The organism is Pseudoalteromonas sp. HL-AS1, assembly GCF_031198785.1.
Lineage (GTDB): Bacteria > Pseudomonadota > Gammaproteobacteria > Enterobacterales > Alteromonadaceae > Pseudoalteromonas > Pseudoalteromonas distincta.
This window is the reverse complement of the sequence record NZ_CP133569.1, coordinates 1449361-1463819: the sequence shown is the minus strand read 5'-3', so window position 1 is coordinate 1463819 and position 14459 is coordinate 1449361. Positions and strand designations below refer to the sequence as shown.

Sequence of the window (14459 nt, the reverse complement as noted above, 5' to 3'; positions counted from 1 at the left end):
ATTCAATTAAGCATCAGCAGCTTTAGAAACCATAACCATTGCAGGGCGTAATAAACGACCATTCAATGTGTAACCTTTTTGCATAACAGCAAGTACTGTATTAGGTGTTACATCGTTACTTGGTTGAATTGACATTGCTTGATGAAAATCTGGATTAAACTGCTCACCTTGTGGGTTTACAATTTCAACACCAAACTTTGCAACAGCATCGTTAAAGCTTTTAACTGTCATATCGATACCTTCAAGCAACGGCTTTAAAGTCTCATTTTCTTTATCAGAAAACTCAATAGCACGCTCAAGATTATCAATTACAGGTAGTAATTCGTTAGCAAATTTTTCTAGTGCAAACTTATGCGCTTTTTCTACATCTTGTGCTGCACGACGACGAATGTTGTCTACGTCTGCTGCAGCACGAACAACACCATCTTTTTGATCAGCAATAGTTTGTTTAGCAGCTTCAAGCTCTGCATATAGCATAGCTATTTCTGCTTCAGGGCTTTGCTCTTCTTCTGCATGTTGATCAGCGGCTTCTACTGCTGCTTCTACATCAGCCTGCATTTTAGAAATTTCTTCGTTTAATTCTACTTCTTGCTCAGGGTTTTGTGTCTGCTCAGACATAAAATACGTGCTCCAATTCTTTACAACTGCAGTAATTATGGGGATTGAATAAAAAGATTCAAGAGTTAGATGCCTCAATTAATTTAAATTCTCGAATTATTTCTTCGATTTGCGCTGATTTAGGGCAAATTATACAAAAGCGGCTTTGGTATTCTTGATTTTGAAAGTACGGCACGCTTATTACGATCAATTCATCACACTCAGTAAAAGGCAATTTTTCGCTATTAAGTACCGAGACACCGTTTTTAAAAGCGAGTTTATCTTCTACATAATTTAAAAACGAAACACCAATATTTAAACTTTGCTCACAATCGATTTGTTTATAGAGGTAATTTTCGCCAACTACAATACTATTATCTGAGCCTAATTTCTGACTTAGTTGTCGCGTCCATTGATTAAGCGAATCATGACAATTTCGAGGCGCTGTATTTGCCATCGCCTGCATACGATATAAACCCTCCATAAGAGTTTGTTGGCTAAATACGGTGTTCAACCATGTTGCAAACTGATAACGAACAGAGTCTGACGAATCATGAGGTTTATCAATACAAATGTTGTGGCTCTGCCCAGCCCTGTCTATTAATAGAATAAGCCAGTCGGTAGAATCAAAATCAAGCACTTCTACTCTAAACACTTGCTGCGAGCTGACTTGTGGTAAACCAACACAACAACATATTTGGTATTTTTGGCTCAAACCATGTGCTAGTTCAACGAGTTGTGATTGCTCTGGTTGCCAATAATTAGCAATGTCAGCGAGTGGAAAAAACTCGTCAAACCAATAATCAAACCCTTCATTTGTGGGCACTCGTCCTGCAGATGTATGAGGTGAATACAATAGCCCCACTTTTTCTAAGCGAGCCATAGCATTACGAACCGTAGCCGAGCATACTGCCATGCCTTTGAGCTTGGCAATTTTTGTTGATGGAACAGGCAAGCCTTCACCATTACAGTACATGTTCATAACAGCTGAAAAAATTTGCTGATCTCGTGAGTTTAGTTTCATGGTATCTACATCTTGTTGCATGAAAGAGATATCGGGGCGTCTAGTTGTTTTTCAAGTCGTGCAGTTAACTGACTGCGAATAAAATTGAAGATTTATAATATTGCTATAATCTGTATTTTCAAACACTTCTGTTTTGAGTTACTCTACAATTATTAAATCTTTTTGTGCGTACATTATGGACTCTCCTTTTAATACCATTGGCCTAATTGGCAAACCTAATCACCCGGGAGCCGCTGCTACCCTTCAGCGCTTACATACATTTTTACTTGCGCTTGGTTTTGAGGTAATAGTAGAAAAACGCACAGGGAGTCAATTAGACGATATCCCGCATGACAAACTTGTTAAGTTAGTCGACTTAGGAGAACAAGCCGATTTAGCTATTGTTGTAGGCGGTGACGGTAACATGCTTGGTGCTGCACGCGTGCTTGCGCGCTTTAACATTGCTGTAATTGGAGTAAATAGAGGTAACCTTGGCTTTTTAACTGATTTAAACCCTGAAGGGTTTGAAGCGAGCTTAGAGCAAGTCCTCAGTGGTGAGTACCTTGAAGAAAAACGCTTTTTATTAGAAGTAGAAGTATATCGCCACAACGAATTAAAGAGTGCAAATTCTGCCGTTAACGAAGCGGTACTTCATGCCGATAAAGTAGCGCATATGATTGAGTTTGAAGCTTTTATAAATAATGACTTTGTGTTTTCTCAGCGCTCTGACGGTTTAATAGTATCAACCCCTACTGGCTCTACGGCATATTCACTTTCAGGTGGCGGGCCAATTTTAACGCCAGAGCTAAATGCAATATCGTTAGTGCCTATGTTTCCTCATACCTTATCTAGCAGACCTTTAGTGGTCGATGCCGATAACGAAGTACGCTTAAAGCTAAGCCTAGAAAATACAGATAGCTTGCAAGTAAGTTGCGACAGCCATGTTGTGCTTGCCGTATTACCCGGCGATGAGGTAGTAATTAAAAAAGCGGATAAACAATTGCGCTTAATTCATCCAAAAAATTACTCGTACTACAACGTTTTACGTACAAAACTAAATTGGGGTAGTCGTTTGTACTAATTTTATTGCCAAAAGTTAAACGATAGAGCAAAATATTAGTAACAACTAAAAATTAAACATTTCAGGAACAAACGGCAATGACTTATGTAGTATTCTTTGCTTTACTGCTATTAATTACACTTTTATACAGTTACCTCAAAATTGAGAGTAATCGCAAAAAAGCAATCGAAGCTAGAAAAAAGCTATTTAATGAACGTGTTTCGCATGTAAATTCACGCCTTAGAGTAAAACTTAATGATCTTCTTGATGCTAAAATAATTCGCCCAAAATACGTTCCTCGTATTCAAGCTATTGTAAATAATTTTTTTGTTGTTCAATCGCATACAGAAGAGAATTTACAGCAACTTGAAGATACCGCTGACCTACTAATTAATACGTTGTCCAACGAGTTAATTAAAACTAATCAAACGAATATAATCCAACCATTGATTGATAATATACAGTACTTTGTATCTGAGTTACCTCAGCAAGGAATTTTATACAATAAGAGTTTTTACCTAAATACTTTACCTCCACTTATCGGGCTACTTAAAACCGAAGACGTTATACAAGCTACTGATATTGTTGATGATCAAATTGATACCTCCCCAAAAACTTCTGATACACAATTTACTCAAGATGTAAGCGTTGCATAAATAATAAAAAATTAATTTGCAAAAAACCAAAACACTGTATAAATTAACAGTTAATTGACTGGATGGATAAACAGTATGTTAATTGGTTTAGAAGTTAAAAATTTTGCAATTGTTAGTAATTTAAGCACAGAATGGCGCAGCGGTATGACCGCGATCACAGGCGAGACAGGTGCTGGTAAATCTATTGCTATTGATGCGCTATCATTATGTTTAGGTGAACGAGCTGAAGCATCAGCAGTGCGCCCAAGCTCTGATAAAGCAGAAGTATGCGCTCAATTTGACCTAACAGATTTACCGCTAGCTCAATCGTTTTTAGAGCAACATATGCTAAACAATGACGATAATGAATGTTTATTGCGTCGTGTTGTTTGCAAAAATGGACGCAGTAAAAGCTATATTAATGGCAGTGCCGTTACCGCATCACAATTAAAAGAACTTGGTCAATATTTAATATCTATTCATGGACAACATGCCCACCAACACTTATTAAAAGCTGAGCATCAGTTACAGCTTTTAGATGCCTATGCAGGGCATCACCACTTAGTAAATGATGTAAATAACAACTATAAACAGTTTGCTAACTTACAAAAAGAATTTAAACATTTAGAGCAACAACAGCAGCAACAAGCAGCGCAAAAACAATTGTTAGAATACCAAGTTGCAGAGCTCGATGAGTTTGCCTTACAAGAAAGTGAGTTTGATTTAATTGAGGCCGAGCATTACAAACTTAGTAATAGCCAAACAATATTAGAATCGTGCCAACGTGAATTACAATATTTATATGAAAGTGATGAACAAAATGCTTGTTCAATGCTGCAGCACAGTGCCCAACAATTCGCTGAGCTGGCTCAATACGACGAAAGCTTAGCGGGCGTAGCAGCGCTCCTTAGTGAAGCCGCAGTACAAGTTGAAGAAGCAAGCCGTGAAGTTCGAAATTATACTGAGCAAGCAGATTTAGACCCTGCTCGTTTAGGTGAAGTAGAAAATAGACTAAGCGGTGCGATGGATTTAGCGCGTAAGCATCACATAAAACCACAGCAGCTAGTTGAGTTTCATCAATCGATTGCTCAAGAGCTTGAGTCAATAAGTAATAATAGTAATCGTCTAGAGCAACTAGAGTCAGAAATAGAAAGCGCGTTACTTAGTTATAAGCAAGCTGCCGATGAACTAAGTAAAAGTCGCTATGAGTATGCGAATACACTTAACACACTAATAAGTGAAAGCATGGCTAATTTATCGATGGAAAACGGTGTATTTGAAATAGCTTTAACTCAAGAGAGTAGCCGCGCACCTAATAGCTTAGGGTACGATAATGTGTCGTTTTTAGTATCAACTAATCCTGGGCAGCCACTTCAGCCGTTAGCTAAAGTAGCCTCAGGTGGTGAGCTTTCGCGAATTAGCCTTGCTATACAGGTAATTATTGCCCAAAAAGTAACAACCCCAACGCTTATTTTTGATGAAGTTGATGTAGGTATTTCTGGCCCTACGGCATCAGCCGTAGGCAAACTATTGCGCCAGTTAGGTAAGTCTACTCAAGTGATTTGTGTTACCCATTTACCGCAAGTTGCTAGTAGCGCACACCAACAATTTTTTGTAGCTAAAGAAATAACACAAGGCGAAACGTTCACTCATATGCTGCCTTTGAATAAAGATGGTCGTATTAATGAAATAGCTCGCTTACTTGGTGGTGATAATATCAGTAAAAAAGCTAAAGCGAATGCTAAAGAACTAATAATGGCCCATGCCTAATATTGGTTAATAGAGCTTTGAAGGATTAAATAATGCACAGTACTTTAGTTAATTTTTGTATCATTTTAAGTTGGTTTTTATTAGCGCTAAGCAGCTGTCTAATAATTTTTAGTAAATATAAGCATACTTACTTTAAACAGCGTTTACTGAGGTTTTTAAATAGCTTTTTAGTTCTTCAGATAATCGCCGTAGCCTATTACTTTACTAGCGAAAAAATAAATAACCTAAGTGACTTAGGCATCAGTTATTGGCTATTAATTACAATGCAGATTGCCTGTAATGCAATGTGTTACATGAGCGTAAAGCGCAGAAAGGCTAAAATAAAGCCATCACTTGATTCGTTTTCAATGGATTAAAGTAGATAAACTTTTAAGAAGAACACGTTCTGTTTTTACCTTGCGCTTTTGCTTTATAAAGTAGTTCATCAGCACGCTTGATATCAAGATCAATTGAGCGTTCGGCACTTGCAGAGATAACACCAATACTTAGCGTAATATTGGTACTATCTGAAAATAAGCTCACAGCTGAAGCTTCAAGGGCGTTGTGGATTTTTTCTGCAACTTGCTCCCCCTGCTCAACTGTTGCATTTGGGATAACAATTAAAAACTCCTCTCCGCCCCAACGTGATGCAATCGCATTTTTTGGAATACTTTTATCAAAGGTTTTAGCTAACTGAATAAGTGCTTCATCGCCAAAATCATGGCCGAATTGATCATTAATTTTTTTAAAATTATCTACATCAGCTAATAAAATTACAAAGGGAGTATTATTATCTTTCAGCTCACTTTTAAAAGCCACAAGCTTATTCATGGTATAGCGACGGTTTGGCAGGTTGGTGAGTGGATCTATAGTTGCTAAAAATTCATTCTTTTGACTCAAAGCAATTATTTTACTGCTGTATTTTTCTCTTGAAAACTCGTAGTAGCCACTCAGCGACGCGACAATTATAAAAGCGAGTATGATTCTGATAGGAAACTGTTCCGGACTATAGTCATATATATTGAATGTATCAGCGCAGTAAAAGCCTAAAAAAATCGCTAATAAAAACAAAATTATATCAAATGTACCTCGCTTAAGTCCGCGTATTGAATAAGTAACAGGAGACACTATGAATATCCATATAGGCCCTGTTCCTTGTGCTCCACCAGTGAGGACTAGGTAAAACATTAGTGCATAAAGGTTGTATAAAATTATAGTGCCTGACTTCTCTACTCCCCTACTTATGCTAAATGCCAATAAATAAACAAACGAAGAAACCACCAAGGTACACGCTAATAAATAACTGCTATTAATAAATGCTAAGCTAGCCATAGAAAACGTTGCTATAAACCCTATTGAAGAGAAGAATCGAACAATGAGTTTCCTTTCCGACTTGTTTGAATATTCGTACATAATTTCTATTTATTTTATTAATATATAAAAGCTTACTTGTACACAGAAAGTAAGCAAACCGTAAACAGCGTGCGATAATGGACCAACTTTATATTTAAATCAACTCTTAAGATTAGTTATTTCGGGTTGATAAAAGCGAATACTTTAACCATTACTTACCTTTGTTAGGGATAATGCAATAATATTAAGGGTTAAAAAATAAATAAGTTTACTTTTTTATTCCCACACTACCCGCACTAATAGTACTAGTAATAGTTAAAGTAGTGATATAACACACGTAGTTAAAGATGGTGTTAACGGTACTGTATATATGTATTGAGCCAAGCAACCAATCAATTAACTCTTCAAATCAAAGTATTTATACAACGATGCAAACAAGAGTTATAGCATATTAAGCAACAAAAGAAGCTACAGATTATGGCCAAATAACGTTAGCTAGTACTACTGAAAATCCAAAAAAATCGAGTTGCTATAAGTATATGCCTGTACCCTTGTGTTGGTTAAGTAAAGCGTAAAGTTTGATGTATGAATTAACCCTCAAGGCTGCTTAATAGATGCCCTAAGCATCCGTATTTAGCTCGAAACAAGCTCACCCACACTAAAGCATAATAATCCCTCTTGGTAGTACTCTAAAGGTAAAAGCTCAAGGTGTCGCTAAAGAAAGCTATACGCACAAGGTGAATTGTTTAATGAAGCCGAAGACATCATTGAGCAACCTGATGAGCTTGCTACGCAAGAGATTAGCTACACTCGCAAAACACCAAAGCGCAAACCATTACCCAAAGACTTACCCCGTGAGCAAGTGATTCATGACATTGCCGAAGAAGACAAGTTGTGTACCTGCTGTGGTAATGAATTGCATAAAATGGGTGAAGACGTCAGCGAAAAGCTCGACTTCGTCCCCGCAAAGATAAAAGTCATTGAGCATATTCGCCCAAAGTACGCGTGTCGTGAATGTGATAAGTCAGGGTCGAATAACAGTATTAAACAAGCCAAGATGCCAAACATGGCCATCAACAAAGGCATGGCCACGTCCAGTTTGTTAAGTCAAATCATCACCAGCAAATATCAATATGCATGCCACTGCACAGACAAGAGTCGATGTTCAAGCAATACGGCATTGAGCTTAGCCGTAAAACCATGAGTGACTGGGTACTCGCATCCGCTACCTTGTTTGAACCGCTGATACAACGACTGAAACACGCGTTACATAAACAGCCTGCGATACATGCCGATGAAACGACGGTCAATGTGGTCAACGCCGACAAAGTAAAAAGTTACATGTGGCTATATTGTACCGGCACGGATTCGCCATCGGCTATAAATAAACACAACCCAATACCAAACATTGTGCTTTACGACTATCAAAACAGTCGGGCAGCTTCCTGTGTGGTTAATTATCTGGATGGCTATTCGGGCTATTTACAGGTTGATGGTTATCAAGCGTATGCACAAACGCAATCAACACTCGTTGGTTGCTGGGCCCATGCACGTCGTAAATTTATAGAAGCAAAACACGTGCAGGGTAAAAACAAGACAGGCAAAGCCGACGTAGTCTTGAGTCTTATTCAAAAACTGTACGGCATTGAATCAAAACTCAACGATAAAACACCAGAACAAAAGCATGAAATAAGGCAAGAGCAAGCGAAACCTATTATTGATAAACTGCATAAATGGCTAGAGCAAAACCAGCCACGTTTAGTCGGGAAAACCAAGTTAGCAGAGGCAGCAACCTATCTCGCTAATCAATGGCATAAACTTATAGTTTACCTTGAAAATGGTCAGCTTAATATCGACAATAACCGCGCCGAGCGCGCTATCAAACCATTTGTTATTGGCCGTAAGAACTGGATGTTTAGCCAAACCTCACGCGGCGCAATAACAAGCGCTCACCTATACAGCATCATCGAAACTGCAAGATCCAACGGCTTAACGCCATTTGATTACATCATGCATTGCCTCGATGAGCTTTGTCAGCCTGAGCCAGACATAGAACAATTATTGCCTTGGAATATCAATATCTAGGTGATGATCACCGGACGTTTACTGAGTATATGTTAATTGCGCACATTTTACTTTTATGCAGACGTAAAAAAGCCCGACCATTTCTAGTCGGGCTCTCTACAATGTGAGGTCGGTGCGCTACGCAGTAGAATGTCGTAGTGCCCACAGCGGTGGAGAGTAACAGTGAAATGCTACTGTTTCGGCCGACTGAAATATTGAGTGATTTTACTGTAATTCTAGCGTCGGGAGTCATTGCGCTCACCCGCCCTACGCGATGAGTGCTGATGTGAGTGCCTATTAATTGCGCACATTTCACTTTTCTGCAGACGTAAAAAAGCCCGACTCTTTCGAATCGGGCTCTCTACAATTTAAGGTCGGTGCGCTACGCAGTAGGATGTCGTAGTGCCCACAGCGGTGGGGAGCCACAGTGAAATGCTACACTCTCTTTGTGTCGCGTTATGAATGTGTGTTAATTGCGCACATTTCACTTTTCTGCAGACGTAAAAAAGCCCGACTATTTCTAGTCGGGCTCTCTACAATTTGAAGCCTGGTAATGTCCTACTTTCACATAGCAAATGCTACACTATCATCGGCGCTGTTTCGTTTCACTACTGAGTTCGGCATGGAGTCAGGTGGGTCCAAAACGCTATTGTCACCAAGCAAATTAGGTGCAAAGAATCAATGACAAGCACGTAGTGCTACCATTTTCTTTGCGCAAGGTGCCTCAACTTTAACGCTACGCGCTAAGAGTCACCTCTTTAATTTGGAAAATATCTGATAATATTTTTTAAGTCTTTTCAGTAATATCTACTTTAGTTATATTAACTTCTATCTAAACTGTCGCATAAAACGCGTTTGGCGTTGTATGGTTAAGCCTCACGGGTAATTAGTACAAGTTAGCTTAATGGCTCACACCACTTCCACATCTTGCCTATCAACGTTGTAGTCTTCAACGGCCCTTCAGAGACTTTAAAAGTCTAGTGAGAACTCATCTCGAGGCCTGCTTCGCGCTTAGATGCTTTCAGCGCTTATCAGTTCCGAACGTAGCTACCGGGCAATGCCATTGGCATGACAACCCGAACACCAGCGGTTCGTTCACTCCGGTCCTCTCGTACTAGGAGCAACCCCTCTCAATTCTCAAACGCCCACGGCAGATAGGGACCGAACTGTCTCACGACGTTCTAAACCCAGCTCGCGTACCACTTTAAATGGCGAACAGCCATACCCTTGGGACCGACTTCAGCCCCAGGATGTGATGAGCCGACATCGAGGTGCCAAACACCGCCGTCGATATGAACTCTTGGGCGGTATCAGCCTGTTATCCCCGGAGTACCTTTTATCCGTTGAGCGATGGCCCTTCCATTCAGAACCACCGGATCACTATGACCTACTTTCGTACCTGCTCGACGTGTCTGTCTCGCAGTTAAGCTGGCTTCTACCATTACACTAACCGTACGATGTCCGACCGTACTTAGCCAACCTTCGTGCTCCTCCGTTACTCTTTAGGAGGAGACCGCCCCAGTCAAACTACCCACCAGGCACTGTCCGTAACCCCGATTCAGGGGCCAACGTTAGAACATCAAAACTACAAGGGTGGTATTTCAAGGACGACTCCACAACAACTAGCGTCGCTGCTTCAAAGTCTCCCACCTATCCTACACATGTAGGTTCAATGTTCAGTGCCAAGCTGTAGTAAAGGTTCACGGGGTCTTTCCGTCTAGCCGCGGGTACACAGCATCTTCACTGCGATTTCAATTTCACTGAGTCTCGGGTGGAGACAGCGTGGCCATGGTTACACCATTCGTGCAGGTCGGAACTTACCCGACAAGGAATTTCGCTACCTTAGGACCGTTATAGTTACGGCCGCCGTTTACCGGGGCTTCGATCAAGAGCTTCTCCCTAAGGATAACCCCATCAATTAACCTTCCGGCACCGGGCAGGTGTCACACCGTATACGTCATCTTGCGATTTTGCACAGTGCTGTGTTTTTAATAAACAGTCCCAGCCACCTGGTCACTGCGGCTCCCGTCCGCTTAGAGAGCAAGTCTCATCACAGATAGGAGCGTACCTTCTCCCGAAGTTACGGTACGATTTTGCCTAGTTCCTTCACCCGAGTTCTCTCAAGCGCCTTAGTATTCTCTACCTGACCACCTGTGTCGGTTTGGGGTACGATTCCATATAATCTGAAGCTTAGAGGCTTTTCCTGGAAGTATGGCATCAGCAACTTCATCACCGTAGTGACTCGTCTCGTGTCTCAGGTTTAATGTTTGTCCGGATTTACCTAAACAAACGCCCTACTCACTTTCACATAGACTACCAACGCTATGCTTGCTTAGCCTGCTCCGTCCCCCCATCGCAATTATATCGAGTACAGAAATATTAATCTGTTTCCCATCGACTACGCCTTTCGGCCTCGCCTTAGGGGTCGACTTACCCTACCCTGATTAACATGGGATAGGAACCCTTGGTCTTCCGGCGTGGGAGTTTTTCACTCCCATTATCGTTACTCATGTCAGCATTCGCACTTCTGATACGTCCAGCATACCTCCCGGTACACCTTCAACCGCTTACAGAACGCTCCCCTACCACTCAGAATAAATTCTGAATCCGCAGCTTCGGTGCATAGTTTAGCCCCGTTACATCTTCCGCGCAGACCGACTCGACCAGTGAGCTATTACGCTTTCTTTAAAGGATGGCTGCTTCTAAGCCAACCTCCTGGCTGTCTGGGCCTTTCCACATCGTTTCCCACTTAACTATGACTTTGGGACCTTAGCTGGCGGTCTGGGTTGTTTCCCTCTTCACGACGGACGTTAGCACCCGCCGTGTGTCTCCCGGATATTACTTTACGGTATTCGGAGTTTGCAAAGGGTTGGTAAGTCGGGATGACCCCCTAGCCTTAACAGTGCTCTACCCCCGTAAGTATTCGTCCGAGGCTCTACCTAAATAGATTTCGGGGAGAACCAGCTATCTCCCGGTTTGATTAGCCTTTCACTCCTAGCCACAGGTCATCCCCTAACTTTTCAACGTTAGTGGGTTCGGTCCTCCAGTTGATGTTACTCAACCTTCAACCTGCCCATGGCTAGATCACCGGGTTTCGGGTCTATACCTTGCAACTAGTCGCCCAGTTAAGACTCGGTTTCCCTACGGCTACCCTATTCGGTTAACCTCGCTACAAAATATAAGTCGCTGACCCATTATACAAAAGGTACGCAGTCACCCAACAAGTGGGCTCCTACTGCTTGTACGTACACGGTTTCAGGTTCTATTTCACTCCCCTCACAGGGGTTCTTTTCGCCTTTCCCTCACGGTACTGGTTCACTATCGGTCAGTTGGGAGTATTTAGCCTTAGATGATGGTCCACCTATATTCAGTCAAAGTTTCACGTGCTCCGACCTACTCGATTTCACTTAAAATGTCTTTTCATGTACGGGACTATCACCCTGTATCGTGGCACTTTCCAGAGCCTTCCATTAACACATAATAAGCTTAAGGGCTGTTCCGATTTCGCTCGCCGCTACTTTCGGAATCTCGGTTGATTTCTTTTCCTACGGGTACTTAGATGTTTCAGTTCTCCGCGTTCGCCTCGTTAACCTATGTATTCAGTTAACGATACCTGCAAGCAGGTGGGTTTCCCCATTCGGAAATCCTAGTCTCAAGCGCTTTTTACTAGCTTGACTAGGCTTATCGCAAGTTAATACGTCCTTCATCGCCTCCAACTGCCAAGGCATCCACCGTGTACGCTTAGTCACTTAACCATACAACCCAAACGGGTCTTTGTTTTGTGACAGTTTAACTTCGCCAGAAGTCAATATTGAATACTAAAGTAGATACCAATCAATCAACTCCTAAGAGTTAATTAAATGGCACTGAATGGTACTGCTACCATTCTTTTTTTACTTTTGAAAACTCTTGATAAATACAATGTATCTATCAGAATTTTATTATCAGCTTTTCCAAATTTTTAAAGAGCATATTAATTAGTTATCCCGAAGGACACGCACTAATTAACAATCATCTGTGTGGACACTACGAACAAATAAGTTCTAAATCGTATAAGGAGGTGATCCAGCCCCAGGTTCCCCTAGGGCTACCTTGTTACGACTTCACCCCAGTCATGAATCACTCCGTGGTAAACGTCCTCCCGAGGGTTAGACTATCTACTTCTGGAGCAACCCACTCCCATGGTGTGACGGGCGGTGTGTACAAGGCCCGGGAACGTATTCACCGCGTCATTCTGATACGCGATTACTAGCGATTCCGACTTCATGGAGTCGAGTTGCAGACTCCAATCCGGACTACGACGCACTTTAAGTGATTCGCTTACTCTCGCGAGTTCGCAGCACTCTGTATGCGCCATTGTAGCACGTGTGTAGCCCTACACGTAAGGGCCATGATGACTTGACGTCGTCCCCACCTTCCTCCGGTTTATCACCGGCAGTCTCCTTAGAGTTCTCAGCATTACCTGCTAGCAACTAAGGATAGGGGTTGCGCTCGTTGCGGGACTTAACCCAACATCTCACAACACGAGCTGACGACAGCCATGCAGCACCTGTATCAGAGTTCCCGAAGGCACCAAACCATCTCTGGTAAGTTCTCTGTATGTCAAGTGTAGGTAAGGTTCTTCGCGTTGCATCGAATTAAACCACATGCTCCACCGCTTGTGCGGGCCCCCGTCAATTCATTTGAGTTTTAACCTTGCGGCCGTACTCCCCAGGCGGTCTACTTAATGCGTTAGCTTTGAAAAACAGAACCGAGGCTCCGAGCTTCTAGTAGACATCGTTTACGGCGTGGACTACCGGGGTATCTAATCCCGTTTGCTCCCCACGCTTTCGTACATGAGCGTCAGTGTTGACCCAGGTGGCTGCCTTCGCCATCGGTATTCCTTCAGATCTCTACGCATTTCACCGCTACACCTGAAATTCTACCACCCTCTATCACACTCTAGTTTGCCAGTTCGAAATGCAGTTCCCAGGTTGAGCCCGGGGCTTTCACATCTCGCTTAACAAACCGCCTGCGTACGCTTTACGCCCAGTAATTCCGATTAACGCTCGCACCCTCCGTATTACCGCGGCTGCTGGCACGGAGTTAGCCGGTGCTTCTTCTGTCAGTAACGTCACAGCTAGCAGGTATTAACTACTAACCTTTCCTCCTGACTGAAAGTGCTTTACAACCCGAAGGCCTTCTTCACACACGCGGCATGGCTGCATCAGGCTTGCGCCCATTGTGCAATATTCCCCACTGCTGCCTCCCGTAGGAGTCTGGGCCGTGTCTCAGTCCCAGTGTGGCTGATCATCCTCTCAAACCAGCTAGGGATCGTCGCCTTGGTGAGCCATTACCTCACCAACTAGCTAATCCCACTTGGGCCAATCTAAAGGCGAGAGCCGAAGCCCCCTTTGGTCCGTAGACATTATGCGGTATTAGCAGTCGTTTCCAACTGTTGTCCCCCACCTCAAGGCATGTTCCCAAGCATTACTCACCCGTCCGCCGCTCGTCAGCAAAGTAGCAAGCTACTCTCTGTTACCGCTCGACTTGCATGTGTTAGGCCTGCCGCCAGCGTTCAATCTGAGCCATGATCAAACTCTTCAATTAAAAAGTTTTATGTCTTTCGACAGCTCAATGAATTCTGAATTTTTTAATATCTTTCGATATTGAATTGACTGTGCCGAATAATTACCGAAATAACTATTCTGTTGGTCACTCAGTTTTCAATTGAGACTCTAATTTGTTTGCCTCATTACTTGCTCAATAAAGAACGAAGTAGCTTGGCTGTTAGAACTCAATCTGTACGAGTGCCCACACAGATGATTGCTTTATATTGTTAAAGAACGTCTTGAGTCGCTTTAGCGTCTCAAGGGATGCGAATAATACACCCTTTATTTTTCGAGTCAACACTTTGTTTTAAACTTTCTTTTTAGAAGATTTAAAACCGAAGTTTTATTTAACTCTCTGAGTAGTTCGTGCCTCGCTATGCGTTGGCGTTTCCCGTCTCAGTGGGGTC

6 protein-coding genes, 3 rRNA genes and 1 pseudogene are annotated in these 14459 nt (G+C 42.2%); 4 read left to right on the top strand and 6 right to left on the bottom strand.

Annotated elements, in window-relative coordinates; genetic code table 11:
• Positions 1-6: 6 nt before the first annotated feature.
• Both grpE and RB214_RS06925 read right to left on the bottom strand, forming a co-directional pair.
• Positions 7-618: a nucleotide exchange factor GrpE gene (gene grpE, locus RB214_RS06930; RefSeq protein WP_024597391.1), complete on the bottom strand. Its 612-nt coding sequence runs from the start codon at positions 616-618 to the stop codon at positions 7-9.
• 58 nt (positions 619-676) lie between these two features.
• A complete protein-coding gene (locus tag RB214_RS06925; RefSeq protein WP_024604215.1) occupies positions 677-1642 on the bottom strand; it encodes an HrcA family transcriptional regulator in 966 nt (321 codons plus the stop codon).
• Positions 1643-1796: 154 nt separating this feature from the next.
• Between RB214_RS06925 and nadK the strand changes: the two genes are divergently transcribed.
• The 3 genes from nadK to recN all read left to right on the top strand — a co-directional run bounded on the left by nadK (position 1797) and on the right by recN (position 5065).
• Positions 1797-2681, top strand: a complete 885-nt coding sequence (nadK, locus tag RB214_RS06920; protein ID WP_004335384.1) for an NAD(+) kinase — start codon at positions 1797-1799, stop codon at positions 2679-2681.
• A 77-nt stretch (positions 2682-2758) separates the two neighbouring features.
• The gene (locus tag RB214_RS06915) at positions 2759-3316 is read left to right on the top strand and encodes a hypothetical protein (RefSeq protein ID WP_309168658.1); all 558 of its coding nucleotides are present in this window, start codon (positions 2759-2761) and stop codon (positions 3314-3316) included.
• Between the two features lie 75 nt (positions 3317-3391).
• Positions 3392-5065: a DNA repair protein RecN gene (gene recN, locus RB214_RS06910; protein ID WP_309168657.1), complete on the top strand. Its 1674-nt coding sequence runs from the start codon at positions 3392-3394 to the stop codon at positions 5063-5065.
• A gap of 369 nt (positions 5066-5434) precedes the next feature.
• Here the strand turns inward: recN and RB214_RS06905 are convergent, their stop codons facing one another.
• The gene (locus RB214_RS06905) at positions 5435-6376 is read right to left on the bottom strand and encodes a GGDEF domain-containing protein (RefSeq protein WP_309168656.1); all 942 of its coding nucleotides are present in this window, start codon (positions 6374-6376) and stop codon (positions 5435-5437) included.
• A gap of 754 nt (positions 6377-7130) precedes the next feature.
• Between RB214_RS06905 and RB214_RS06900 the strand changes: the two are divergent.
• Positions 7131-8482: pseudogene (locus RB214_RS06900) on the top strand (IS66 family transposase); the annotation flags it as partial.
• 524 nt (positions 8483-9006) lie between these two features.
• Here the strand turns inward: RB214_RS06900 and rrf are convergent.
• The 3 genes from rrf to RB214_RS06885 all read right to left on the bottom strand — a co-directional run bounded on the left by rrf (position 9007) and on the right by RB214_RS06885 (position 14050).
• Positions 9007-9121, bottom strand: a 5S ribosomal RNA gene (gene rrf / locus RB214_RS06895).
• Between the two features lie 205 nt (positions 9122-9326).
• Positions 9327-12216 (bottom strand): 23S ribosomal RNA (locus RB214_RS06890).
• A 298-nt stretch (positions 12217-12514) separates the two neighbouring features.
• Positions 12515-14050: ribosomal RNA gene (locus tag RB214_RS06885) — 16S ribosomal RNA — on the bottom strand.
• Together the 16S, 23S and 5S rRNA genes form the textbook arrangement of a ribosomal RNA operon.
• Between the last annotated feature and the right edge of the window lie 409 nt (positions 14051-14459).

Coding starts and splice junctions, on each gene's coding strand:
- grpE (WP_024597391.1), bottom strand. CDS start 618: ATGTCTGAGCAGACACAAAACCCTGAGCAAGAAGTAGAATTAAACGAA.
- RB214_RS06925 (WP_024604215.1), bottom strand. CDS start 1,642: ATGCAACAAGATGTAGATACCATGAAACTAAACTCACGAGATCAGCAA.
- nadK (WP_004335384.1), top strand. CDS start 1,797: ATGGACTCTCCTTTTAATACCATTGGCCTAATTGGCAAACCTAATCAC.
- RB214_RS06915 (WP_309168658.1), top strand. CDS start 2,759: ATGACTTATGTAGTATTCTTTGCTTTACTGCTATTAATTACACTTTTA.
- recN (WP_309168657.1), top strand. CDS start 3,392: ATGTTAATTGGTTTAGAAGTTAAAAATTTTGCAATTGTTAGTAATTTA.
- RB214_RS06905 (WP_309168656.1), bottom strand. CDS start 6,376: ATGGCTAGCTTAGCATTTATTAATAGCAGTTATTTATTAGCGTGTACC.